Origin of the sequence: Streptomyces sp. 2A115 (assembly GCF_052245575.1) — a bacterium.
GTDB lineage: Bacteria > Actinomycetota > Actinomycetes > Streptomycetales > Streptomycetaceae > Streptomyces.
The window spans coordinates 1-24,907 of record NZ_JBQQCG010000125.1 but is presented as its reverse complement, the minus strand read 5'-3'; the positions used below and the strand labels follow the sequence as shown (position 1 = coordinate 24,907).

General features: G+C 70.9%; 21 protein-coding genes and 2 pseudogenes. 12 read left to right on the top strand and 11 right to left on the bottom strand.

What is annotated here, in order from left to right; genetic code table 11:
* Window positions 1-213: 213 nt before the first annotated feature.
* A complete protein-coding gene (ligD, locus tag ACTWQR_RS51960) occupies window positions 214-1,095 on the bottom strand; it encodes a non-homologous end-joining DNA ligase (protein ID WP_443234356.1) in 882 nt (293 codons plus the stop codon).
* 51 nt (window positions 1,096-1,146) lie between these two features.
* Between ligD and ku the strand changes: the two genes are divergently transcribed.
* From ku to ACTWQR_RS51920, 8 genes are all read left to right on the top strand, one after another.
* Window positions 1,147-2,175, top strand: a complete 1,029-nt coding sequence (gene ku, locus ACTWQR_RS51955; RefSeq protein ID WP_443234355.1) for a non-homologous end joining protein Ku — start codon at window positions 1,147-1,149, stop codon at window positions 2,173-2,175.
* A 293-nt stretch (window positions 2,176-2,468) separates the two neighbouring features.
* Entirely contained in the window at window positions 2,469-3,692 is a 1,224-nt protein-coding gene (locus ACTWQR_RS51950; protein ID WP_443234354.1) for an MFS transporter, read from the top strand.
* A 116-nt stretch (window positions 3,693-3,808) separates the two neighbouring features.
* Entirely contained in the window at window positions 3,809-5,581 is a 1,773-nt protein-coding gene (locus tag ACTWQR_RS51945; protein ID WP_443234353.1) for a beta-galactosidase, read from the top strand.
* A gap of 119 nt (window positions 5,582-5,700) precedes the next feature.
* Window positions 5,701-8,097 (top strand): beta-galactosidase, encoded by a 2,397-nt coding sequence (locus ACTWQR_RS51940; protein WP_443234358.1) that lies wholly within the window; start codon window positions 5,701-5,703, stop codon window positions 8,095-8,097.
* Window positions 8,098-8,193: 96 nt separating this feature from the next.
* Window positions 8,194-9,258, top strand: coding sequence for a LacI family DNA-binding transcriptional regulator (locus ACTWQR_RS51935; RefSeq protein WP_443234352.1), 1,065 nt, complete (start codon window positions 8,194-8,196; stop codon window positions 9,256-9,258).
* Window positions 9,259-9,292: 34 nt separating this feature from the next.
* Window positions 9,293-10,843 carry an MFS transporter gene (locus ACTWQR_RS51930; RefSeq protein WP_443234351.1) on the top strand — a complete coding sequence of 517 codons (1,551 nt, stop codon included), beginning with the start codon at window positions 9,293-9,295 and terminating at the stop codon, window positions 10,841-10,843.
* Window positions 10,840-11,103 carry a hypothetical protein gene (locus tag ACTWQR_RS51925; RefSeq protein WP_443234350.1) on the top strand — a complete coding sequence of 88 codons (264 nt, stop codon included), beginning with the start codon at window positions 10,840-10,842 and terminating at the stop codon, window positions 11,101-11,103. Before ACTWQR_RS51930 ends, ACTWQR_RS51925 begins: the two co-directional genes overlap by 4 nt.
* A 119-nt stretch (window positions 11,104-11,222) precedes the next feature.
* Window positions 11,223-11,675, top strand: coding sequence for an SRPBCC family protein (locus ACTWQR_RS51920; RefSeq protein ID WP_443234349.1), 453 nt, complete (start codon window positions 11,223-11,225; stop codon window positions 11,673-11,675).
* Window positions 11,676-11,735: 60 nt separating this feature from the next.
* Here ACTWQR_RS51920 and ACTWQR_RS51915 read toward each other — a convergent pair whose 3' ends face one another.
* The 4 genes from ACTWQR_RS51915 to ACTWQR_RS51900 all read right to left on the bottom strand — a co-directional run bounded on the left by ACTWQR_RS51915 (window position 11,736) and on the right by ACTWQR_RS51900 (window position 15,446).
* Entirely contained in the window at window positions 11,736-12,068 is a 333-nt protein-coding gene (locus ACTWQR_RS51915; RefSeq protein WP_443234357.1) for an ANTAR domain-containing protein, read from the bottom strand.
* 104 nt (window positions 12,069-12,172) lie between these two features.
* Window positions 12,173-12,652, bottom strand: coding sequence for an AAA family ATPase (locus ACTWQR_RS51910; RefSeq protein ID WP_443234348.1), 480 nt, complete (start codon window positions 12,650-12,652; stop codon window positions 12,173-12,175).
* A 5-nt stretch (window positions 12,653-12,657) separates the two neighbouring features.
* Window positions 12,658-14,124 carry an FAD-dependent oxidoreductase gene (locus ACTWQR_RS51905; protein ID WP_443234347.1) on the bottom strand — a complete coding sequence of 489 codons (1,467 nt, stop codon included), beginning with the start codon at window positions 14,122-14,124 and terminating at the stop codon, window positions 12,658-12,660.
* Window positions 14,125-14,192: 68 nt separating this feature from the next.
* Window positions 14,193-15,446: a polysaccharide pyruvyl transferase family protein gene (locus ACTWQR_RS51900; RefSeq protein WP_443234346.1), complete on the bottom strand. Its 1,254-nt coding sequence runs from the start codon at window positions 15,444-15,446 to the stop codon at window positions 14,193-14,195.
* Window positions 15,447-15,600: 154 nt separating this feature from the next.
* On the opposite strand from ACTWQR_RS51900, the pseudogene ACTWQR_RS51895 reads away from it, so the two are divergent.
* Window positions 15,601-15,768: pseudogene (locus tag ACTWQR_RS51895) on the top strand (amidinotransferase); the annotation flags it as partial.
* A 36-nt stretch (window positions 15,769-15,804) separates the two neighbouring features.
* Here ACTWQR_RS51895 and ACTWQR_RS51890 read toward each other — a convergent pair.
* The 3 genes from ACTWQR_RS51890 to ACTWQR_RS51880 form a co-directional block, all read right to left on the bottom strand.
* Window positions 15,805-18,198: an ATP-binding cassette domain-containing protein gene (locus ACTWQR_RS51890; protein WP_443234345.1), complete on the bottom strand. Its 2,394-nt coding sequence runs from the start codon at window positions 18,196-18,198 to the stop codon at window positions 15,805-15,807.
* A 542-nt stretch (window positions 18,199-18,740) separates the two neighbouring features.
* The gene (locus ACTWQR_RS51885) at window positions 18,741-19,190 is read right to left on the bottom strand and encodes a helix-turn-helix transcriptional regulator (protein WP_443234344.1); all 450 of its coding nucleotides are present in this window, start codon (window positions 19,188-19,190) and stop codon (window positions 18,741-18,743) included.
* A gap of 328 nt (window positions 19,191-19,518) precedes the next feature.
* Window positions 19,519-20,166 carry a TetR/AcrR family transcriptional regulator gene (locus ACTWQR_RS51880; RefSeq protein WP_443234343.1) on the bottom strand — a complete coding sequence of 216 codons (648 nt, stop codon included), beginning with the start codon at window positions 20,164-20,166 and terminating at the stop codon, window positions 19,519-19,521.
* A 184-nt stretch (window positions 20,167-20,350) separates the two neighbouring features.
* On the opposite strand from ACTWQR_RS51880, the gene ACTWQR_RS51875 reads away from it, so the two are divergent.
* A complete protein-coding gene (locus tag ACTWQR_RS51875) occupies window positions 20,351-20,698 on the top strand; it encodes a hypothetical protein (RefSeq protein WP_443234342.1) in 348 nt (115 codons plus the stop codon).
* Window positions 20,699-20,713: 15 nt separating this feature from the next.
* Here the strand turns inward: ACTWQR_RS51875 and ACTWQR_RS51870 are convergent, their stop codons facing one another.
* From ACTWQR_RS51870 to ACTWQR_RS51860, 3 genes are all read right to left on the bottom strand, one after another.
* On the bottom strand, window positions 20,714-20,989 hold the full coding sequence (locus ACTWQR_RS51870; protein WP_443234341.1) for a hypothetical protein: 276 nt from the start codon (window positions 20,987-20,989) through the stop codon (window positions 20,714-20,716).
* 336 nt (window positions 20,990-21,325) lie between these two features.
* The gene (locus ACTWQR_RS51865) at window positions 21,326-22,036 is read right to left on the bottom strand and encodes a response regulator (RefSeq protein WP_443234340.1); all 711 of its coding nucleotides are present in this window, start codon (window positions 22,034-22,036) and stop codon (window positions 21,326-21,328) included.
* Between the two features lie 2 nt (window positions 22,037-22,038).
* Window positions 22,039-23,202, bottom strand: a complete 1,164-nt coding sequence (locus ACTWQR_RS51860) for a sensor histidine kinase (RefSeq protein WP_443234339.1) — start codon at window positions 23,200-23,202, stop codon at window positions 22,039-22,041.
* A gap of 414 nt (window positions 23,203-23,616) precedes the next feature.
* Here ACTWQR_RS51860 and ACTWQR_RS51855 point away from each other — a divergent pair, with 414 nt between their 5' ends.
* Both ACTWQR_RS51855 and ACTWQR_RS51850 read left to right on the top strand, forming a co-directional pair.
* Window positions 23,617-24,204, top strand: a complete 588-nt coding sequence (locus ACTWQR_RS51855) for a hypothetical protein (RefSeq protein WP_443234338.1) — start codon at window positions 23,617-23,619, stop codon at window positions 24,202-24,204.
* Between the two features lie 399 nt (window positions 24,205-24,603).
* Window positions 24,604-24,907, top strand: a pseudogene (locus ACTWQR_RS51850) (DNA-directed RNA polymerase subunit alpha); the annotation flags it as partial.

Sequence of the window (24,907 nt, the reverse complement as noted above, 5' to 3'; positions counted from 1 at the left end):
TCCCCGCGCCCCTGAAGGGGCCTCGGCCCCCACCCGTCCGCAGCCTTCCGTCGGCGCGAGGGGACGTGCCGGGGCGTCCGAGCGCCGCGCTTCCCGGCCCACCCAACTACCTCAGAGCGGCGGTCGGATGCCCCGGCACGGCCCCGACCCCCCACACACCCCAGGGGCGCGGGGAACTGCGCGACAAGCCCCCAGCCACCCGCAGCCGCGCCCCTAGCGGAGCGGCAGCGTGGCGCGCTCGTCGAACAGTGGCTTCAGCAGGTCGCCGTGGCGGTCCAGGCGGGGAGCCATGTCGTGGGCGTGGAAGGTGAGTTGGGCCGGGTCGGTGCAGGACTCGACCTCCTCCCATGTCACCGGGGTGGAGACGGTGGGGGTGGGGCGGGCGCGGAGGGTGTACGGGGTTGCCGTGGTTTTGCGGGCCGCGTTCTGGCTGAAGTCGACGAAGACCTTTGTGGGGCGGAGGCTGCGGGTCATGCGGTGGGTGACGAGGTCGGGGAGGTCGGCCTGGGCCTCCACGGCCAGGGACCTGGCGTAGGCGGTGACCTCGGTGGAGGGGGTCGGCTTCAGGGAGGCCAGGAGGTGGAGGCCCTTGGAGCCGGAGGTCTTCGCGTAGGCGTTCAGGCCGTCCGCCGCGAGGCGTTCGCGGAGCCAGAGGGCGACCTCGCAGCACTCGACGATCGTGGCGGGGGAGCCGGGGTCCAGGTCGAAGACCAGGCGATCGGCCTGGTCGGGGGCGTGTGCGCGCCACTGCGGGGTGTGGAACTCGGTGACCAGGTTCGCCGCCCACATCAGGGAGGCCAGGTCCTGGACCAGGACCATGCGGGCGGGGCCCTCCGAACGGGGAACCTCGGTCGTGCTGACCCAGTCGGGCGTACCGGGCGGAACGTTCTTCGTGAAGAAGACCTGGCCGTCGGGGCCGTCGGGGTAGCGCAGGAAGGACACCGGCCGGTCGCGGAGGTGGGGCAGGAGTGCCTCCGCCGTCGTCGCGTAGTAGTGCAGCAGCTCACCCTTGGTGAAGCCCGTCGCCGGGTGGAGGACCTTCGCCAGGTTGCTCAGCGTTACCCTTCGCCCCTCCACCTCCGTGATTGTCGTCATACGATGAGAATCCCACGTAATCGGGACAAATAGACCTGAAAGGTGTCGAGTGTGAGATCCATCTGGAACGGCGCCATCTCCTTCGGCCTGGTCAGCATCCCGATCAAGCTGGTGAACGCCACGGAGAGTCATTCGATCTCCTTCCGCCAGATCCACACCGAGGACGGCGGCCGTATCCGCTACCGCAAGGTGTGTGAGCTGGAGGAGCGCGAGGTCACGTCCGCGGAGATCGGCAAGGGGTACGAGGAGCCGGACGGCACGATCATCCCGATCACCGACGACGATCTGGCCTCGCTGCCCATCCCGACGGCCAGGACGATCGAGATCGTGGCCTTCGTGCCGGCCGACCGGATCGACCCGCTCCAGATGGACACGGCGTACTACCTCGAAGCGAGCGGGGTTCCCGCGGCGAAGCCGTACACGCTGTTGCGCGAGGCGCTGAAGCGGAGCCAGAAGGTGGCCATCGCGAAGTACGCCCTGCGCGGGCGTGAGCGGCTCGGCATGCTGCGCGTGGTCGACGACGTCATCGCCATGCACGGCCTCCTCTGGCCCGACGAGATCCGCGCCACCGACGCGGTCGCGCCGGACGCGAGCGTCACCGTCCGTGACAAGGAACTGGACCTCGCTGACGCCCTCATGGACACCCTCGGTGAGGTCGACCTGGTCGACCTCCACGACGACTACCGCGAGGCCGTCGAGGAACTCATCACCGCCAAGGCCTCCGGCGAGAAGGTTCCCTCCGCCCCTGCCGCCGGGCGGGGCGGCGGCAAGGTCATCGACCTCATGTCCGCCCTGGAGAAGAGCGTCAGCCAGGCCCGGGTCGCGCGAGGCGAGGAGGCCTCCGGCGGTGAGGCCGAGGGCGAGGGCGAGGTCAAGCAACTCCGCAAGTCGTCACGCTCCGCCCCCAAACAGGCGTCCGGCAAGAAGTCGACCTCCACGGCGAAGAAGACGGCCGCGAAGAAGACAACCGCGGCCAAGAAATCCGCGGCCAAGACCGCCGCCGGCGCGGCCGACAAGAAGACGGCCGCGAAGAAGGCGACGGCGAAGAAGGCGACCTCCCGAAAGCGCACGTCGGCCTGACCGTGCGGGCGGGGACGGTTCGGGCCTGACCGTACGGGCGGGGGCGGTTCGACGGCTGCGGGTGCGTGGGGGTCGCTGAGGCGAGTTGGCCGGGGTCTGGACGGACCGCGATCAGTGCGGCCCATCGGCATTCCTGGACCCGCCCCGGACCCGTCCCCGACCCTCCCGACCCCTCCGGGAGAGAAGCGTGCGGAGATATTGACGGCATTGAGTTACCGGTAACATCATGGTTCGGCGGAGCGCATGAGCATGTCCTTCGCCCACGGAACCGTGGGCCGTCATCTGGAGACCACGTGACCGACCAGTCGACCGCCCAGTCGGTCACGAAGGCCCAAGTCGCCGCGGGTACCCCCGTGTTCAGTACGGCCGCCGTCGTCGCGTCCTGCGTGGGCTTCGTCCTCATCGGTGCGCTCCAGGCGCTGTACGGGCCGGCGATCCCCGCGTTCCGGGAGGATTTCGGGCTCTCGCCCTCCGGTGCCGGACTCGGGCTGAGCGCGCACTTCGTCGGCGGTGTCGCCGGTGTGCTGCTCTTCGACCGGCTGTACGGCAGGCTCGGCAACCGGCAGCTCCTCGGCGCCTCGTACCTGCTGATGGCCGTCGGCGCGGCGGGTTTCGCGCTGGCGCCGAACTGGCCGGTGGGCCTGGCCGCGGCCCTGCTCGCCGGACTCGGTTTCGGCGGTATCGACTACGGCCTCAACCAGTTGTTCGCCATCGGGTTCGGCCGCCGCTCGACCGCCATGCTCAACGTTCTCAACGCGCACTTCGGCGTGGGCGCGATCCTCGGCCCGGCACTGATCGGCCTGGTCGGCGCCGAGCACTACCCGGCGGTCTTCCTCGGTTTCGCGCTCGCCAACCTGCCGCTGCTGCTGTGCCTCAAGGGCGTACGCGACCACGCGCCGCCGCCGACCGGTGAGGCGCGGCCGGCCGGTGCGCCGGAGGCCGGCGACGGGCGGGTCCTCGGCCGCAGTCTGGGCTCCGTACTCGCCGTGTTCGTCACGCTGTACGTCCTGCACGTGGGTATCGAGGCGGGCGTCGGCGGCTGGGAGCCCACGCATCTGGAGACGGTCGGTTACGGCGCCGGTGCGGCCGCCACGGCCACCTCCGTGTACTGGCTGATGATGACCGTCGGCCGCTTCCTCGTCGCACCGATCGCGCTGCGCTACTCGGCCCAGGCCATCATCACGGTCTCGTGCGCGGGCATGACCGTCTGCCTGCTGCTGGCCGCGGTGCCGGGCCTCGCCCCCTACGCGTACGCGGGTGTCGGTCTGTTCATCGCGCCGATCTTCCCCACCGGGCTCCCGTGGCTCAACAAGGCCGCTCCGCGGGCCCGCCGGGCGGGCGCGACGGTCATCGCCGCGTCCATGGTCGGCGGGGTCGCCGCGGGACCGGCGCTCGGCAAGGCCATCGAGTGGTCCGGGATCCGCGCCGTGCCGCTCCTGCTGTGCGTCGTCTCGGCGCTGTGCCTGGCGGCCACGGTGTGGCTGATCCGTGCGACGCGAACCGCCGACCACCGCTGAAGAACACCCCCATGCCTGAATCAGTTGGTCTCAGTCGACCTCGGTTGAACCAGCAAGAAATCGCCTGAAACCGAATAAAGCCCAATGAAACCGACTGAACCGAAAGGAACTTCCGTATGTCCGCTCTGACCACGTCCTCCGACGGTTTCCTGCTGCACGGCGAGCCGTTCAGGATCATCTCCGGCGCGATGCACTACTTCCGCATCCACCCCGACCAGTGGGCCGACCGGCTCCGCAAAGCCCGCCTGATGGGCCTCAACACGGTGGAGACGTACGTACCGTGGAACCTCCACCAGCCCGACCCCGACGGCCCGCTCGACCTCGACGGCCTCCTCGACCTGCCGCGCTACCTGCGGCTCGCCCAGGCGGAAGGCCTGCACGTGCTGCTCCGCCCCGGCCCGTACATCTGCGCCGAGTGGGACGGCGGCGGCCTGCCCTCCTGGCTCACCGAGGACCCCGACATCCGGCTACGCACCAGCGACCCCCGCTTCACGGACGCGCTCGACCGCTACCTCGACCTGCTGCTGCCCCCGCTCCTGCCGCACCTCGCCGCGTCGGGCGGCCCGGTGATCGCCGTACAGGTGGAGAACGAGTACGGGGCGTACGGCACCGACACCGCGTACCTCGAACACCTCGCCCAGTCCCTGCGCTCGCGCGGCATCGACGAGCTGCTCTTCACCTGCGACCAGGCCAACCCCGAGCACCTGAAGGCCGGCGGCCTGCCCGGCACGTTCGCCACCGCGACCTTCGGCAGCAAGGTCGCGCACTCACTGGAGCAGCTCCGGGCGCACCAGCCCGAAGGCCCGCTGATGTGCGCGGAGTTCTGGATCGGCTGGTTCGACCACTGGGGCGAACCGCACCACGTGCGCGACGCGGCCGACGCCGCCGCCGACCTCGACCGGCTGCTGTCGGCGGGCGCGTCCGTGAACATCTACATGTTCCACGGCGGCACCAACTTCGCCTTCACCAACGGCGCCAACCACGACCACGCGTACGCGCCGATCGTCACGTCGTACGACTACGACGCCGCGCTCACCGAAAGCGGCGACCCGGGCCCCAAGTACCACGCCTTCCGCGAGGTGATCGCTCGCCACGCACCCGTTCCCGAGGAGCCGGTCCCGGCACCGGGCGCCAAACTCCCGCTCACCACCGTCGAGTTGGACCGCCGAGCCCCGCTGCTCCCGCACGCGACCGCCCTCGCCAAGCCCGTCCGTGCCGACGCCGACCCGGTGACGATGAACGAACTGGAGCTTCGGGCCGGATACGTGCTCTACCGCACCACGGTCCCCGTCGCGGCCGACGGCCTGCTGCACTTCGCGGGCGGCGTCGGCGACCGTGCCCAGGTCTTCGTGGACGGCGCCCCCGTCGGCGTACTCGAACGCGAACGCCACGAAGAGACCCTGCCCGTCCGCGTCCCGCACCCCGGCGCCACGCTGGACGTGCTCGTCGAGAACATGGGCGGCGTCAACTACGGCCCGCGCATCGGCGCCCCCAAGGGCCTGCTCGGCCCGGTCACCTTCAACGGCACCGCCCTGCACGGCTGGGACTGCCACCCCCTGACCCTGGACAACCTGAGCGCCGTGCCCTTCGCCCCGACGTCCGACGACGCGCCCACGGACGCCGGGCCCGCCTTCCACCAGGGCACCTTCGAGGTCGGCACCCCCGCCGACACCTTCCTCTCCCTGCCCGGCTGGACCAAGGGCCAGGCCTGGGTCAACGGCTTCCACCTCGGCCGCTACTGGAACCGCGGCCCGCAGCGCACGTTGTACGTCCCGGCGCCCGTCCTGCGCCCCGGCGCCAACGAGCTGGTCCTGCTGGAACTCCAGGCCACCACCGGCACGCGCGCGCTGCTCACCGACACCCCTGACCTCGGACCGGTGAACCCCTGATGCCGCATGAACCACACCAATCGCATAAACCGCATGAACCACATGAACCAGAACCACATGAACCGCATGAACCGCATGAACCGCATGAACCGCATGAACCGCATGAAAAGGCGCACCGCCTGCGCTTCCCCGCCACGGCCGTACGCCCGCTGACCGGTCACCTGCCCTTCACCGACGCTCCGGGGGTCCCCGACCCGATCGAGGTGACCAGCCGCTACCTGACCCGCGGCGGCCGCCCGTGGTTCCCGGTCTCCGGAGAGTTCCACTACACCCGCCACGCCGCCCGGCACTGGGAGGAGGAGCTGCTGAAGATGAAGGCGGGCGGGGTGACCGCCGTCGCCAGTTATGTCATCTGGATCCACCACGAGGAGGTCGAGGGCCGCATCCGCTTCGACGGCGACCGCGACCTGCGCCGCTTCGCCGAACTCTGCGCCCGGCACGGGCTGGACTTCATCCCCCGCATCGGCCCCTGGAGCCACGCGGAGGTACGGAACGGCGGCCTGCCCGACTGGTTGCTGGCCGGCGACTGCACGCCCCGCACGGATGATCCCGCGTACCTGGCACCCGTACGCACCTGGTACGCGGCGATCGCCGAGCAGCTGCGCGGCCTCGACCGCGCCTGCGGCGGCCCGATCGTCGCGATCCAGATCGAGAACGAGCTCTACGACCAGCCGGACCACCTGCTCACTCTCAAGCGGATCGCGCAGGACGCGGGCTTGAGCGCGCCCCTGTGGACATCAACCGCCTGGGGCGGCGTTCAACTCCCGCCCGACGAACTGCTCCCGCTCTACGGCGGCTACCCGGAGACCTTCTGGACCGAGGCGGACGGCGGCTGGCCCGACACCTGCCGCAAGCACTTCTTCTTCACCCACCAGCGCGACGACGAGGGCATCGGCGCCGACCTGCGCCCGACGACCGTACGGGGCGGCGACCCGGAGGAGCTCGCGGACCGGTTCCCCTGGGCCACCTGCGAGTTGGGCGGCGGGATGGCCGTCGCCTACCACCGCCGCCCGCGTGTCGAGGCGGCCGACATCGGTGCCCTCGGTCTCACCAAGATCGGCTGCGGCTCGGTGTGGCAGGGCTACTACATGTTCCACGGCGGTACGAACCCGGCAGGCGAGCTGACCACTCTCCAGGAGTCCCACGCCACCGACTACCCCAACGACCTCCCCGTCCTGACGTACGACTTCCAGGCACCGCTCGGCGAGTACGGCCAGTACCGGCCCTCGTACCACGAACTCCGCCTCCAGCACCTGCTGTTGGCCGACTACGGCCATCTGATCGCACCCATGGAGTCCGCGCTCCCCGAGAGACAGCCGGCGGGCCAGGACGACCGGGCCACCCTGCGCTGGGCGGTCCGCGGCGACGCCGCCTCGGGCTCGGGCTTCCTGTTCGTCAACAACCACCAGCCGCACGAGCCACTGCCCGCCCACCCGGAGACCTCCTTCACGGTCGAGTTCCCGGACGCGCCCGCACTGACATTCCCCAGCACGCCGGTCACTGTCCCCTCAAGTGCCTACTTCTGCTGGCCACTTCGCCTCGACGTGGGCGGCCTGCGGCTCGACTGGGCCACCGCCCAGCCGGTGTGCACGGTCGACGACCACGGGCGTACGGTCCTGGTGCTGGCCGCGGCGGACGGCATCCCGATCGAACTGGCCCTGGCCGCCCGTACGTTGACGTCGGTCAGCGTGCCGTCCGGAGACCTCGCGGACGTCGAGGACCGCGTCCTGATCACCGGACTGCGTCCCGGCACCGACACCCTGGTCGAGGTCGAAACGGCGAGCGGCGGCCGGGTCGGCCTGCTGGTCCTGGACGCGGCGACGGCACGTACCGCCTACCGGGGGGTCGCCTGGGGAGCCGAACGGTTGGTCCTCTGCGAGGCCGGGGTGGTCTTCGACGAGAACGCGGGCGACGTACGGGTGCACAGCCCGGCCGGAGAGCCGTCGTTCGCCGTGCTGCCCGCGCCGGAACGGGCTCCGGTGGTGGCGGGGGCGAGCGTGCGGGAGACGGCGGACGGCGTCCTCACGCGCTACACGGTGCGGTCGGACAGCCAGGACACCGACGGTCACGACACCGCCATGGTGGGCTCGGCCACGCTGGTCCGGCCCGCGGGCCCGGCGCCCGAGACGGTGACCGGCGTGCTGGGGCGGGCGAGCGCGCCGGCGGACAAGTACTACGACACCACCGCGGCCGAGTACCGCATCGACGTACCGGACGACCTTCCGCGCGCCGGCACCCTCCTGCGCATCCACTGGACCGGGGACGCGGCCCGCGCGTACGTGGGAGAGACGCTCGTCGCCGACCAGTTCTACTCGGGGCGCGCCTGGGACATCGGCCTGGACCGGCTCCCCACCGAGGCCCTGCGCACGGACGGACTGCGTCTGCGGGTACTGCCCCTGCCCGCGGACGCCCCGGTGTACGTGCCGACGGAGGCCGGCGCCACCGGGGGAGCGGCCGCCGCGGTCGGGCGCGTCGAGTGGATCACTGCCCGCGTCTGGGCGACCGGACCGGGCTGAGGTCCCGACACGCGTCCCGCCCCGCCCGGCGGCCTATCCTGTGGGCCAGCCGGGCGGGGCACGACCGCCGGGAAGAGCCCGAAGGAAGCACCCTCCATGACCCGAAGTACCGGTGGCGGCGCCGTTCCCAAGGGCCGCAGCCGACGCAACTTCGCGGGAGCGCGCCCGGTGATGGACGACGTGGCACGGCTGGCCGGTGTCTCCAAGCAGACCGTCTCCCGCGTACTGAACGGCAATCCGGCCGTACGCCCCGAAACCCGCGAGTCGGTCCAGACCGCCATGCGCACGCTCGGCTACCGCCCGAGCCGCAGCGCACGCTCCCTGGCCAGCGGCAAGACCCGCATGCTCGGCGTGATCTCCTTCGACGCGGCGCGCTACGGGCCCGCCTCCATCCTGACCGCTATCAACACGGCGGCCCAGGAAGCCGGTTACCTGGTGAGCTCCATCGCACTCGACACGGCCGACCGGGACACCCTGGTGCGGGCCGTGGACTCCCTGTCGGCCGAGGGCGCGGACGGCGTCATCGCCATCGCACCTCAGCGCTGGGTGGGCCGGGCGCTGGCGGAGGCCCAGCTCGACACCCCCCTGATGGTGCTGGAGAACGACCTCGGGACCGACGCCTCCTTCGTCACCGCGGACAACCGCGCCGGGGCGCGCATGGCCACCGAGCACCTGCTGGCCCTCGGCCACGCCACCGTCCGGCACATCGCGGGCCCCACCGGCTGGCTGTCCGCCGACCGCCGGGTAGAGGCCTGGCGGGCCACCCTGGAGGCGGCGGGCGCCGAGATCCACGAGCCGCTGGTCGGCGACTGGAGCGCGGACTCCGGCTACGAACTGGGCTGTCGGCTCGCCGAAGACCCGGACGTCACCGCGGTGTTCGCCTCCAACGACCAGATGGCCCTGGGTGTCCTGCGCGCCTTCCACGAGGCCGGCCGCCGCGTGCCCGACGACGTCAGCGTGGTCGGCTACGACGACATCCCCGAGGCCGCCCACCTCCTTCCTCCGCTCACCACGGTCCGCACCGACTTCCCCGAGATCGGCACCCGCTCCCTACGCCTCCTCCTCTCCCAACTGGACGGCCCGACCGAGCCGGCCGTCGACCGTGTGGTGCCGGTGGAACTGATCGTGCGCCGCAGCACGGGTCCGCTGCGGCTGGGCTGAGCAGGGCTGTATTGGCAAGAGTTAGAGGTACGACATGAGCCAGCCACGACGCTGGTGGGTCCTGGTGACCGTCTCGGCGGGGCTGCTGCTGCTCTCGGTGGACATGACGGTGCTCTACACCGCCCTGCCGACCCTGACCCGCGAGCTGGACGCCGACGCGTCGCAGAAGCTGTGGATCATCAACGCGTATCCGCTGGTGTCGGCCGGCCTGCTGCTGGGCACCGGCACGCTGGGCGACCGCGTGGGCCACAAGCGGATGTTCCTGATCGGCCTGGTCCTGTTCGGGATGGCGTCGACGATGGCCGCGTTCGCCCCGTCACCGGAGGTGCTGATCGCCGGGCGGGCGTTCCTGGCGGTGGGCGCGGCGACGATGATGCCCGCGACGCTGGCGCTGATCCGTATCACCTTCGAGGACGAGCGGGAACGCGGCATCGCCATCGGGATCTGGGGCACGATGGCGATGGTCGGCACCGCCATCGGCCCGGTCCTCGGCGGGTTTCTGCTGGAGCACTTCTGGTGGGGCTCGGTGTTCCTGGTCAACGTCCCCGTCGTGCTGCTCGCCCTGGTCGCGACGGCCTTTCTCGCACCCGGCGGCGCGGGCCGACCGGACCGGCCCTGGGACCCGGTCGCCTCGCTGCACGTCATGGTCGGTCTGGTCGCCCTGGTCTACGCGCTCAAGGAAGCCACCAAGCCGGACCCCGCACCCCTGCACATCGTGGTGGCGCTGGGGGTCTCCGTCATCGGCTTCCGGGCCTTCATGCGTCGCCAGCGGACCCGGACCTACCCCCTCATCGACTTCTCCCTCTTCCGAAACCGGCAGCTGCTCATCGGCGTGCTGGGCGCCGCCCTCGCGATGTTCGCCACGGCCGGAATCCAGCTCATCCTCGCCCAGCGCCTCCAACTCGTCGTCGGGCACAGCCCCTTGGTCGCCGGACTGCTCGTGGGAGCCTTCGCGCTGGGCTCGCTGCCCGCAGGGATCGTGGCCGGCGGCCTGGCGTACCGCGTCAGTGTGCGCACACTGATCGGCGGCGGCATGGGCGTCGGCACAGTGGGCATCCTGATCACCGCCCTGCTGACGCCGGGTGCCGTCCCCGTACTGAGCTCCGCGCACAGCTCGGGCTGGGTCGTTCCCGGCCTGCTCCTGGCCGGCGCGGGCCTCGGTTCCGCCATGGCCGCCGCGTCGGCCGCGATCATCGGCGGCGCCCCTCCGCACCGGGCCGGCATGGCCTCCTCCGTCGAGGAGGTCTCGTACGAGCTCGGCAGCCTGACCGGCGTCGCCGTCCTCGGCAGCCTCCTGACCGCCGTCTACACTCACACCGTGGCCCTCCCCGCGAGCGCGCCCGCCGCGGCCGCCGACAGCCTCGACGAAGCCCGTGCCTCCGCCGACGACCTGCCCGCGACCGAGGCCGGGCCCCTCCTGGACGCCGCCAAAAGCGCCTTCGACGACGGCTACACCGCCACGTTGGCCCTCTCCGCTCTCGTCCTGGCCGCGGGCAGCCTGTTCACGTACCGCTACCTCGGCCGTACACCGTCCCCGACCGCCGATGACGACACCCGCGCGGCGGGGAAGAGGACACACGAGTGAGCGAGGCCAGCAGGAAGAAAGCCGTGGCGTCGAGCGCGGCGCGGGGTGGTCGGCTATCCGTCCGTGCCTCACGTGTCCGGTACTCGCTCGGACTCGCGCCGTGCCCCGACGCCGACGGCACCCGGGTGCTGTTCCGCCACACCGGCCGGCAGCCCGGCGACCCCGGACTGCCCCAGGCGGCGTACACCTGGGGTCAGCTCATGACCCGGCTCAAGGATTACGCGGAGACCGGCAGGCCCCCGCCGTTCTTCACCCTCTGAGCCTCTCGACTCTGAACCCTCTGAACCCCCTGAACGCTTTGAACCCTCCGACGCGGTCCGAGGCACGCCGGCTTCGCCGAGATCGGTGGGATCGCTGGGATCAACGACAAGGCGGCACCATGACGATCGACGAGAGGGCGGAGCGGGTGATCCCGCTTCCGCCCGAGCGGGTGGCGGACTACGCCATGGACTGGCGCCACGACGCCGAGTGGACCCAGGGCATCCGCGAGGCCGCACTGACCCGGGAGGCGGACGGGGGCGGGTTCGGTGTCGGCGCCGAGGTGACCCGCACGGCCTACTTCCTCGGGAAGCGCATCGACTACGTACTCCGAGTCGCCGAGCACGAGCCCGCGAGGCTGCTGGACATGGTGTCGGTGGCGGGACCGATGCCGATGCACATCACCTACACATTCACCCCGCATCCACGCGGCACGCTCGCGGTCATCCGGGTCCGGGGCGACGCCACCGGCTACTACCGCCCGGCCGCGCCGATCATGGCGAGAAAGGTCCGCTCCTCCATCGGCAAGGACCTGCGTGACCTCGAGCGCAAACTGCTGGAGCCGCCGTCATGACCGCCGGTCCACGCCACCGCGGTCCAGGTGAGAAAGACGTGGCCGTCCGGGAAGCCCGTGTCACTCGGACGGCCGGGTTCGCTCCGCCAAGCCGGCGTTGACGGCGGCGCGGACATCGGCCGGGAGTTCGCCGCCCGAGGGCCACGCCACCAGCGCCTCAGCGAGGACGCGCAGTTTGGTGTTGGTGTTCATCGACGCCTCTCGCAGGACGTCCCAGGCCTCCGCGGCGCTGATCCCGCCCAGCGCGACGGTCACGCCGATGGCCTGATCGATGACCGCGTGCGAGGACATGCCTTCCTGGAGCTGGCTGACCTGCTCGAGCAGGGCGCCAACTTCGTCCGTGGTGTCCGAGTGCCCCTCTGGTGGAGGCCCGGGCTCGGGGTACCTGCCCATAGAAGTCACAGCACTAGCGTGCCCGCACGGTGGCCGTTAAGCCAACGCACCGGGAAAACGGTGCGTGAAACCGACCCGCTCGAGCTTTGCGAGGAGTCATGGTCCTAAGCCCTGTCGGGCGCCGACAGGACGTCGAATCCGCCGCGCCCGTCGATCCGGACGACGAGCACGGCATCGAAGCCGTCACCGAGCGAGGGCCTGCGCAGCCGTTTCAGCGTGGTGTGGATGCCGATGTCCGGGACACGGGCGCGCCCCGCTCGTGCGGTGTTGCGGCGCAGGGACTCCGCCAGGTCGGGAGGGAACCAGTACGCGGTGACGACGGCGCCGTGGGCATGCCCGGCGTCCATCAGCGGACGCCACTCCTCGGGGGCCGGGTTGGTGTTGTCGACCGCCACCGATCTGCCGGCGACCAGCGCCTGTTCGACCAACCGCATCTGGCGGGCCTGCTTGCCCCGGGCGCCACGCGGGAACAGGTCCTTGCTCACCAGTGCGCAACGGTCCCGCAGGCACTGTTCGTAGAAGGTGGACTTGCCCGACGCCTGCAGCCCGACGAGCACGGCCACCTCGACCACCACCTCGACCACCGCGCTCAGCCCTCGGCCTTCGGCCCTCGGACGTGGTCCGAGTCGGTGATACCGGTGCGCAAGTGGGCACCCTGACGCAGCAGTTCGCGCTGGACGAGACGGTGCGGCACGTCCCGGGGGCTGCGTCCGTCGCGCAGCGCGAGTGCCGCGCACGTGCCGGCCGCCTGGCCGGTGGCCATGGCGATGGGCATGACCCGGTACGACGAGTGCGCCACGTGCGTGCCGGAGATGCAGCGCCCGGCCACGAGCAGCCGGTCCGTGTGCCGGGGCAGCAGACAGCGCAGCGGAATGTCGTAGAAGTGGCCCGTGGGCACGCGCTTGAGGAGGGTGCCGGTGCCCTCCGGGTTGTGGATGTCGATCGGGTACGCGCCGTGCGCGACGGCGTCGGGGAAGGGACGCGCGGCGAGGATGTCGTGGCCCGTCAGCTGGTAGTCGCCCAGCACACGCCGGGTCTCCCGGACGCCGATGTGGACGCCGCTCTGCACGACGTACGAATGCTCGAAGCCGGGGACATGGGTGCGCAGGAAGTGGTCGATCTGCGCCAGCTGGCGGCGGGCGGTGTGCTCGGCGCGGCTCAGGTCCCACACGCTGGTGCCGAGCACCCTGGTGACGCGGGTGCTGTTGACGCTGACCTCGCCGGGGTGCGGGGTGGCGAAGAACAGCACGTCCTCGCGCGGCAGTTCCAGTTCCGTCTCCGCCGTGGCCTCCTGGACGAGGTCCCACAGGCCGTGCACGCCGCGCCATTGGTCGGGATGCGCGCGGACGTACTCGGCGAACCGCGGCCGCAGGAAGTCCGCGACACGGAACATGAGCGTCATCGGCTGCACAAGTCCGTCCTCGGGGCGGCCGATCTCGTACGGGGCTCCGCAGGCGGCCGCGACGTCGCCGTCTCCGGTGCCGTCCACGACCACGCCGGCGTCGATGGCCACCGGTCCCGACTTGGTTTCGAAGACCACCCGCCAGCCGTCGTCGAGCGGCAGCGCCGTAGAAGCGAAGGAGTGGAACAGCATCCGCACGTCGGCCTCGTCCATCAGTTCCAGCAGGACGATTTTGAAGATCTCCGGGTCGAACGGCACGGTGTAGCCGGTCTCGACCGAGGGCGGGACGCATCCGTGGGCCGCCGTGAGGCGGTCAAGCAGCCGCCAGAGCACACCGGCGACCACCGGATCGCCCTCGCCGTGGTCGGTGGGCAGCAGCCGGGTGTTGTCCCCGGATTCGGTGAACGCGGCCTGTTTCCGCTCGTTGTGGAACGACATCAGGGGCATGACGAGCGCAACGGTCGCGTTGCCGCCGAGGAACCCGTAGCGCTCGACGAGCACGACATCCGCCCCGGCGGCGGACGCGGCGAGCGCCGCGCCGCATCCGGCGGGACCACCCCCGACCACCAGGACATCCGTACGGCCCCCGTAGGAGGCGGACCGCGGCGGCAGGGTGATGGTGCCGGCTTTCGCGGGCGGCTCCAGGATCGGCATGGGTTCCTCTCCTCGATTCCGTGGCCCGCGTGCGGCCGACTCCTCGGCGGGCCACTTCTGCGGGGCCGTTACGCGGCGTCGCCCGGTCCTTCGTCGGAGGACCGGCGCAGGGCCGACCGCTGCGGCCGGAGGCCGGCTCCGTCGTCGACGGCGGCGGCGCCGACTCCGCCGTCCACGGCGTCGAGCAGGAGGCCGCACCGCTCGCAGGTCTCCCGGGCGAGTTCGCGCAGATCCCGGACCCTGGAGCGCAGCTCCTCGCGCCGCTGCGGGTACTCGTCCCAGAGCCGGTCCACCTCCGCCAGCAGCAGCCCGGCCTGCTCCCGCGCCACCCCCACCAGCGCCGGCGCGCCCATCCGGCGCGCGAAGTCGAAGACCTTGCCCGAGTAGGGGAGCGGCAGGACCGGCAGTCCGGCGAGCGCCGCGAAGATCAGGAAGTGCAGACGCATGCCGACGGCCAGGTCCAAGTGGCGCATGAGCCCCAGAAGCTGCCCGGGGGTGTAGGTGCCGTTCAGGATCCGTCCCTGATCCGGCTGGGTCATGTGGGACAGCACGGCGTGCGCGTGCCGCACGTCGTGGCGCTCCATCGGCATGAACACCACGTGCGCGTCCAGGCGCCGGATCAGGAAGTCCGCGACATCGGCGAGCAGCGCGTGGTAGTCGCCCTCGTCCAGCTTCTCGGCCGCCCGGCCGGGTTCCCGCACCGACATCCCCACCAGCCGCGTGTCGGTGGGCACGCCCTCGTGCCGCATCATCCGGTGGGTGAACGGCTCCGCGGACAGCAGCAGCGCGGGATCCGCGGTGACCGAGACCTCACGCTCGACCCCGACCTCCTCAAGGACCAGCCGGGACTCCTCGTCCCGCACCACCACCTCGTCCATCTCCGGCAGCACGGTACGCACCGCCTCCCGGTCCTCGGTCTCCCGCAGCGGGCCGGCACCGACGGCGTAGGCGAACGTGCGCACCCCGCGGGACTGCGCCGCACGGATCAGCCGCAGATACCTGCGCGCCTCGCCGTCGTACAGGATCCCGCCGCCGCCCAGCACCAGCAGGTCCAAGCCCGACAGCACGTCCAGCAGCCGGTCCTGGGTCACGCCCTCCCAGTCCACCACCTCGTCGGTCGCCTGGTGATGGTCGCGGGTGTGCTCGGCGTTCCGGCTGAACACGACGAGCCGGGCTCGCGGGAGACGGGCCCGCAGGCAGCCCAGCACACAGGTCAGGATGGACTCGTCGCCGAGGTTGAAGCCGCCGTACGAGCCCAGCACGCCGACGCGCGGGGCCCGGGCACCGGCGAAGGGACGCAGCTGGTTGGCCGCGGTGGTCATATGCGGGCTCCCGTCGCGTCGGAGTCGGCCGGTCCCGGACAAGGCCACGGGCCCGACCCCGGTCGCCCGGCAAGTGCGGTGGCGCGCATCCGCGCGTACGGCCCCGGGTGCCCTTCGCCCGGTCCGGCAAACCCGATCCGTGGCTACCAGAGGCCGGGCGCACGCGGAGCGGCACCACACCGACACGTTGCGCGCGCTCGAAAAATGGGGATTCGAGCCGATCCCCGGCGACCTGTTGCACTACGCGCCGTTCGGCGGCTCATTCCACTGCGCGACACTCGATATCCGGCGTCGCGGAACGCTCGAATCGTATTTCAATTGATGGGGCCCATCGATTTTCAATTGATCGAGGGCCCGGTCAATTGGCGACGTAGGCCGCGAGGTGCTCACCCGTGAGGGTGGAGACGGCGGCGACGAGGTCGGCGGGTGTGCCCTCGAAGACGATCCGGCCGCCGTCGTGGCCGGCGCCGGGGCCGAGGTCGATGATCCAGTCGGCGTGCGCCATGACCGCCTGGTGGTGCTCGACGACGATGACCGTCTTGCCGGAGTCGACGAGCCGGTCGAGCAGGCCGAGGAGGTGCTCGACGTCGGCGAGGTGGAGGCCGGTGGTGGGCTCGTCCAGGACGTAGATCCCGCCCTTGTCGCCCATGTGCGTCGCGAGCTTGAGCCGCTGGCGCTCGCCGCCGGACAGCGTGGTGAGCGGCTGCCCGAGGGTGAGGTAGCCCAGTCCCACCTGGTCCATCCGCTCGAGGATCTTGTGCGCGGCCGGCGTGCGTGCCTCACCGGTGCCGAAGAACTCCTCGGCCTCCGCCACCGACATCGCGAGCACCTCGCTGATGTCGCGGCCACCGAGCGTGTATTCGAGGACCAGTGGCTGGAACCTCTTCCCCTCGCAGTCCTCGCAAGTGGTTTCGATGCCGGCCATCATTCCCAGGTCCGTGTAGATGACGCCGGCGCCGTTGCAGGTGGGGCAGGCGCCCTCGGAGTTGGCGCTGAACAGTGCCGGCTTCACGCCGTTGACCTTCGCGAACTCCTTGCGGATCGGGTCGAGCAGACCGGTGTACGTCGCCGGGTTGCTGCGCCGCGAGCCCTTGATCGGTGCCTGGTCGACCGACACCACGCCCGCGGAGGCGGGGACGGAGCCGTGGATCAGCGAGCTCTTGCCGGAGCCGGCGACGCCGGTGACGACGCACAGCACCCCGAGCGGGATGTCGACGTCGACGCCCCGCAGGTTGTTGCGGGTGGCGCCGCGGATCTCCAGCGTGCCCTTGGGCGTCCGCACCGTCTCCTTCAGCGCGGCCCGGTCGTCCAGGTGGCGGCCGGTGATGGTGTCGCTGGCCCGCAGTTCCTCGATGGTGCCCTCGAAGCAGACGGTGCCGCCCGCCGTACCGGCGCCGGGGCCGAGGTCGACGACGTGGTCGGCGATCGCGATCGCCTCCGGCTTGTGCTCCACGACGAGCACCGTGTTGCCCTTGTCGCGCAGCCGAAGCAGCAGGTTGTTCATCCGCTGGATGTCGTGGGGGTGCAGGCCGATGGTGGGCTCGTCGAAGACGTACGTGACGTCGGTGAGCGAGGAGCCGAGGTGGCGGATCATCTTGACGCGCTGCGCCTCGCCGCCCGACAGGGTGCCCGCCGGCCGGTCGAGCGAGAGGTAGCCGAGACCGATCTCCACGAACGAGTCGAGGGTCTGCAGGAGCGCGGTGAGCAGCGGCGCCACCGACGGCTCATCGAGGCCGCGGACCCATTCGGCCAGGTCGCGGATCTCCATCGCGCACGCGTCGGCGATGCTGATCCGCTTGATCTTCGAGGACCGAGCCCCCTCACTGAGCCGGGTGCCCTCGCACTCGGGGCAGGTGGTGAACGTGACCGCCCGCTCCACGAACGCCCGGATGTGCGGCTGCATCGCCTCCTTGTCCTTGGACAGGAACGACTTCTGGATCTTGGGGATCAGCCCCTCGTAGGTGAGGTTGACGCCGTTCACCTTGACCTTGACCGGCTCCCCGTAGAGGAAGGCCTGCAGCTCCTTCTTGGTGTACTCACGGATCGGCTTGTCCGGGTCGACGAAGCCGGACTGTGCATAGACCTGCACGGTCCACGTGCTGTCCGACTTCCAGCCGGGGATGGTGAACGCGCCCTCGGCGAGCGACTTGGAGTCGTCGTAGAGCTGGGTGAGATCGATGTCGGAGACCGCGCCCCGGCCCTCGCAGCGCGTGCACATGCCGCCGGTGCGGTTGAAGGTCGCCTTCTGGGCCTTGGTCTTGTTGCCGCGCTCGACGGTGATCGCGCCGCTGGCCCGGACCGAGGCGGTGTTGAAGGAGTACGCGCTGGGCGGGCCGATGTGCGGCTTCCCGAGGCGGCTGAAGAGGATGCGCAGCATCGCGTTGGCGTCGGTGGCGGTGCCGACCGTGGAGCGGGGGTCGGCGCCCATCCGCTGCTGGTCGACGATGATCGCGGTCGTCAGCCCGTCGAGTACGTCGACCTCGGGCCGCGCAAGCGTCGGCATGAAGCCCTGCAGGAAGGCGCTGTAGGTCTCGTTGATCATCCGCTGCGACTCCGCGGCGATCGTGCTGAACACCAGTGAGCTCTTGCCCGAGCCGGAGACGCCGGTGAACACCGTCAGCCGGCGCTTCGGGATCTCGATGCTGACGTCCTTGAGATTGTTCACGCGCGCGCCGTGCACGCGGATCAGGTCGTGGCTGTCGGCAGCGTGCGGCGCAGGCGACCGCGTGTCCGTCCTCGTGGCCATGCTCATCGTGTCTCCATCCGTCGGGCGGGGCCGCCTTCGCGGTCTCCGTCGGCGTCGCCTGGCTCGATCTAATCAAGCTTCGAGCGGTACGTCTGGGTTTCCTTCGTCGATGCGGTCGCGGCAACGGGCAGCTGTCCACGTGACCGGCTTGGCTATGTGACCGGCTTGGCTACGTGACCGGCCTGGCTATGTGATCTGCCTGGCTACGTGATCGGCGGTGTCGGCCGGGATGGGAGCGCGGCGGCGCTCGGCGCGCGGTTCCTTCGGCCGGCGCCGGTCGCGCGACGCCCGTTCGGCCGACACCGGCCGGCGTCGGGCTCGGGCTCGGCGCAAGAACTCAGGCAGCCACGCCACTACGGCCCGTGGTGCTTCTGGGTCCGGTCCGGCGGCACGCCCGGCCGAGGTGTCGGACCGACCGGCGGCCGTCGCGCCGCAGCTCGCGGTCCGACGGCTCGTTCACCTCGCGGCAGGCCTGGATGCGCGGCGGGGGAGATACTCGGCGTCGTCGTGCGGGAGGAAGCCGGCGTGAAAGGTGATGTCCATGGCATTCACGCTAGGTCCTGCTTGAGGGCCGGCGCTTCTCGATTCCTGACCGGTCTGGTCACCTGTTTCGCCACGCAGGACGGTATCCCCGCCGTCGCGCGCGCCGCCTGGCGCCGGTAGGCGCTGGGCGGCATACCGACCAGCTCGGTGAAGCGGGTGCTGAAGGTGCCCAGCGACGAGCAGCCGACCGCGAAGCAGACCTCGGTGACGTTGAGGTCGCCCCGGCGCAGCAGCGCCATCGCGCGTTCGATGCGCCGCGTCATCAGGTACGAGTACGGCGACTCGCCGTAGGCCAGCCGGAACTGGCGGCTGAGGTGCCCGGCCGACATGTTCACACCGCGGGCGAGCGCCTCCACGTCCAGCGGCTGCGCGTACTCCTGGTCGATCCGGTCGCGGACACGGCGCAGCCGCGCGAGCTCGCGCAAGTGCTGTGTCGCGGCGGCTCTGCTGGTCACCTACGAGATCGTGCCACGTCGCGCCGGAGTTGCCCAGAGCCACCGACGTCCCACCCCACTCCGCGCCCTACGGCCCGGTCTGCTCCGCCACATCCTCGACCTGCTCGAGCCCTACGGACCACCCGGGACCGGTCCCGCGAGCCAGACCGCAGGATCTCCCACGACGGCGACACCAACTACTTCAAGGCAGGGGCCTACACGCAGGCCAACTGCGACAACTCCGAGCCGTGCGCCGACAAGAACTACGGCGAGGTCCGTATCTCCCGCATCATCTCCCGCATCGAGGTCACGCACTCCTGGCCGGTGGCTACGGGTCGGTTCAGTGGGTCTACGCGTCGGTCAGGTCGTCCAGTTCTGCGGTGAAGAGCAGCGCGGGGTCGAAGCCCATCCCGGTGAAGTGGCCCGCGAGTTCCAGGGACAGGACGCCGTGCAGCCGGGTCCAGAATGTCAGGGCCCGGTGGAGTGCCGCGGGCGGGGCGGGGTGGCCGTCCGCCCACTGCCGGTGGTCTTCGAGGTGCGCGGCGAACGGCGTCGCGGGACTGTCCGGGGCCGACGCCGTGTAGGCGTCGAGCAGGGCCGTCATGATCTGGGACGCGATCGCGGTGACGTCGTCGGGCGCCTGGTAGCCGGGGACGGGGGTGCCGTAGACGAGGAAGTACCGGTGGGGGTCGTCCAGGGCCCATCCGCGCAGGGCGTGCGCCAGCGTGGCCACGCCGGCACCGGACTCGGCGGCCGCGCGGAAGGTGTCGGCGAGGCTGCGGTAGGCGTCCCTGATGAGCTCGGTGATCAGTTCGTCGCGGCCGGCGTAGTACCGGTAGAGCGCGGGTCCGCTCATGCCCATCTGCTTGGCGATCGCGTTGAGGGAGAGCGCGGACGCCCCCGCCGTGGCGAGCTGCTCCCACGCGTGTTCCTTGATCTCCGTGCGCACCTGGGCGCGGTAGCGCTCGCGCGGGGTTTTCGTGCCCGGTCCTGCCATGGCCTGCCACCTTCCACACTTGCGTCGCTGCAGCCTCAAGATTTAGTTAGAGGCTATCACGAAGTCTATTGACACTCCTCTTCGCATCGAGTTATAACTTCTAACGAACGCCAAAGCTTCTAGCTCAGGTGGATTGCGCGGTGCGGGTTCGCAGCCGTGCGCTCACCCAAACGAGGGGAACGTCATGACAACCGCACCCGAGTCGCTCGCCCGTGCAAGCCGGCGCACTCCCTTGTCGGTGACCGTCTCGGCCTGGGCGGTCCCCATCATGGTTCTCGGCCAGTTCGCCCTGCTCGCGATCGTGCCGGTCGCGATCGCACTGGCCGGCGGGCTCGTCCGCGCCGGCGACCGAGCGGTTCGGCGGGCGGTCACACTTCTCGCCGTCACGTTCGCGATCCCGCTCGTCGTATGGCTGGTCCGGCCCGACGGCGCGCAGAGCCTGTCCAAAGACATTCACCCCGTCTTCGTCGGGCTGATCGTCGCCGCGTCCGCCGCGCTCATCCTCACCATCCGCCGAGCCCGTCGGCGCTGAAGGAGGGTGCTGGGGTCAGCCCTTGGGGTGGAACTCCAGCACCGCCGTGCCGCTGTCCAGGGACTTCACGCGGAAGCCGAGGCCGTTCAGGCCACCGGTGCCGCCTTCTCCGACCGATGCGCTCAGGGAGGCGCCGGCGCCCGAGGCCTGGAGAACCACCGAATCGGCCGTGATCTTCGTGACCCGGACATCGCTGACGCCGAACCGGCTGTCGCCCTTGATGGCCGTGTGCTTCGACACGGCGATGGCGCAGCGTCCGTCGAAGCAGGCGCCGACATCGGTGCCGTCCACCGCGGCTGACCCACTCGCGGCTGATCCACTCGCGGCTGATCCACTTGTGGCCGATCCACTTGTGACAGAGGGCGAGGACGAGGACGGCTGCTCCGTCTCCGGCGGCGTGCCCGCGCCGCAGCTCGCCCCCGACGGCGTACTCGTGGACGACGGCCCCGCCCCCTCCCCGGGGCCGTCGTCCTGGCCGCCGCTCCCTCCGCAGCCGGTGAGAAGCACTGCAATCGAGACGTCCTCATCCGTAGGGGTTGTGGGGCCTTGTGATCGTGGCCGACAACGGCGACAGTCCCCCGGATCACCAACGATCACGAACGATCACCAACGACACGGGGCAAAGAGTCACAGCAGGCCGAGGTCCCGGGCGCGGAGTGCCGCCTGCGTGCGGTCGCGCAGGGCGAGACGGTTGAGGATGCGGGAGACGTGGTTCTTGACCGTTCCCTCACTGAGATACAGCCGCTCGGCGATCTCCCGGTTGGTGTGGCCCTGCGCCACAAGCCGCAGGATGTCCGTCTCGCGCGGGCTCAGGGGGACAGCGGGAGCCGGGGCGGGGCCGGGAGCCGGGGCGGGGCCGGGGGACGAGGCGGGGCCGGGGGACGAGGCGGGGCCGGGGGAGCGCAGGGAGTCGGTGAGGTGGCGGGTGATGGAAGAGTCGAGCTGGGTGACGCCCGCGTGCGCCAGGCGGACCGCGTGTGCGAGTTCCTCGGCCGGCAGGTCCTTGAGCAGGTAGCCGTGGGCGCCGGCCCGCAGCGCCTGTACTACGTACTCCTCGTCGTCGAACGTCGTCAGCATCACCACCCTGCACTCCGGCGCCCGGCCGCGCAGGACGGCCACCGCTTCGACCCCGTCCATCTCGGGCATCCGGACGTCCATCAGGACGACGTCCGGGCCCAGTTCCAGCGTCTTCGCCACGGCGTCCCGGCCGTCCACGGCCGTGCCGACGACCGCGATGCCCGGCCTGATGGAGAGCAGGGAGGCGATACCGTCCCGGATGAGCCGCTGGTCGTCCACCACCAGCACCCGTACCGGCGGCGTCGGCTCCTGGTCGTCCATGGTCACTTCTCCCCCGTCTCCGCCATCTTCCCGCGCGGAACGGTCACCGTCAGCCGGGTACCGCGGTCCGGGCCGCTGTCGATGTCCACGCGCCCCGCCACCAGGTGCACCCGCTCCCTCATCCCGAGCAGCCCGAACCCGGCGGCGGCCGCGTCCGGCGCGAAGCCCCGGCCGTCATCGGTCACCACCAGCCGCGCGGCGTCCTCGGCCAGGCGGACCACCACCGTCACCCGCGTGGCCCGCGCATGGCGGCGCGCGTTGGTCACGCCCTCCTGCGCCGCCCGGTACAGGACGGTCAGCTCGGCCGCGCTGTAGCCGTCCTGGTCGCCGCTCACCTCGACGGTGACCCGCGGCCGTGCCTCACCACTGTGGGCCAGGCCGGCGAGCGCGGCCGACAGCGCGGGGTGCGCCGCCTCGCCCCGCAGCGCACGGACCGACTGCCGTACGTCGCCCAGTGCGAGCTTCACCGACCGCCTCGCCTCGGTCAGTGCGCGCTGGGCGGCGTCGGGGTCAAGGGCCCGGAAGTCCGAGGCCATCTCCAACTGCACGGACATCGCGGTGAGATGGTGACCGAGGCTGTCGTGGATGTCCCGGGCCAGCCGGTTGCGCTCGGCGGCGGCGGACAGTTCGGCGACCCGCGCGGCGTACTCCTCCAGTTCGCGCCGGGCACGCTGTTCGCCGACGGCCACCGCGGCCATCGAGATCGCCAGCACCAGGCCGACGGAGAGCATCAGCAGGTCGGACACGCGCTCCAGATCGCGGTGCCAGCCGGGCGCGGTCAGCACGTAGGTGGTGAGCAGGCCGGCCACGCACAGCGCGCCCAGTACGAGCGCGGTCGTGCGGCCGAAGGCGAAGTAGGCGGTGAACGGCAACAGCACGAACAGCACTTGGGACAGTCCCGACGCGTCGAGAAGCACCACCGCGCCGATGAGCCCGCAGCGCGCCAGCAGCAGCGGCACCCGGGCAGCGGGGCGGCGGCGTCCGGCCGCCTCCAGGGCGAAGAGCGCCCCGATCGCGGCGACGAAGCCGACCGTCCGCCAAGCCGTCGGCCCAGGGCCGGCGCCCAGGTCCGCCGCCGCGTAGTACAGACCGCCGGCGAGCACCGCGCCGTACAGCAGCGGTGGCACCCACCGCACGGGCCCATACGCCGCCATGCGCACCCCCACCCGCTGCCTCCCCCACTCTCGGCTTCGCTCGAGCGGGGGGACCCCCAGGCTAGGCCGGACACGACCGCAGAGGGACACCGGCGGGGAAACTCCGGCCGGTTCGGGTCGGTCGGCACGTGCCGACCGGCACCTGCCGGACGGCCCATCACGGCACGAACGGGTGACTTCCGGCTGCCGACGGGTGACTTCCGGCTGCCGACGGCAGACGTCCTGCACCTCCCGCCGCCCGTCCGCCGCTCCCTACGGTGACGGCTCCGACCCACTGTCCGAGCCAGACCAAGCACCCGGAGTGGCCTCATGTCCTCGTACATCACCTCATCTAAATCGACATCGGGATCGGCGCCAAAGTCGCCATCGCCATCGCCATCGCCATCGCCATCGCCATCGCCATCGCCATCGCCATCGGCATCGGCATTGGCGTTTCGTGTCGGCGCTCTGTGCGGGCTGCTGGCCGGGCTGCTGATCGCCCTGCCCGGACTGGTCGAGGCGTTCACCGGGGAGACCTCCGCGACCAGCGTCCCGCTGGCCCTCTCCACTGCGTTCGCCCTGCCGCTGATCACCGTGCTGCACCGGCGGCAGGGCCTGGCCGGCGGGCGTCTCGGGGAGATCGCCCACACCGTGAACCTCATCGGGCTCGGCCTGTTCGGCGGCGCTGCGTTCGCCTCGAACCTGGTGCTGTTCTACTTCGACGACGACGTCATCGACGAGACGCTGACCGGCCCCACGATCCCCGTACTCATCGGCTCCGCGACCGTGTTCGCCGTGGGCTGCGCCCTGTTCGGAGCGGCGATGGTCCGCGCCCGCGTCCTGCCGAAAGTCCCGTCGTGGGGGTACGCCGTCGTCCTGCCGCTGTTCGCTTTCCTGACCTCGCTGCCCGACTCCCCGCTCACCAGCGCGCTGCACGTCCTGGTCGGCGTCATCCTGGTGTGGCTCTCGGCCGCGCTGTGGCGGACAGCCGGAGGTATGGAGCACGCTTCCGCTCCGAACTCGGTATCCGTCTGACGCGACAGCGTTTCCGCCTGCTGCCGGCGAAGAGCGACGCGTCGCGGGTCGTGCGACGCGTCGCACGGTCGGCCGTGGTACCGGGCCTCGAACTGCCTGCCGCGAGAAGGGCCGGATGCTCCCGTCGGGGTGTGATCTCAACCAAGTGATCGCCCCGAATGGTTTGGCGGTGAGGAATGGAGGAATGGCTGACGGCAGATCATGTCGAGGCCCGCTGGGAAGAATTGACGAAGCGTCAGCTGCCCGGCAGCGGCGGAGGGAATGCCGGCTGGGCTCGTCGGCTGTCCGGCAGACGGGCGGAGTCGGGCGGTTCGGTCTCTTGGGCGGGTGTATCGCCCGTAGCCTTCATAGTGTCTACGGCGTCACACAATGGGCGCCAAACACTGGAGGCAATACCTCGTGCTGATTGCTCAGCGTCCCTCGTTGACCGAAGAGGTCGTCGACGAATTCCGCTCCCGGTTCGTGATCGAGCCGCTGGAGCCGGGCTTCGGTTACACCCTCGGCAACTCTCTTCGCCGGACCCTTCTGTCGTCGATCCCCGGTGCGGCTGTCACCAGCATCCGCGTCGACGGTGTCCTGCACGAGTTCACCACCGTGCCGGGCGTCAAGGAGGACGTCACCGACCTGATCCTCAACATCAAGCAGCTGGTCGTCTCCTCGGAGCACGACGAGCCTGTCGTGATGTACCTGCGCAAGCAGGGTC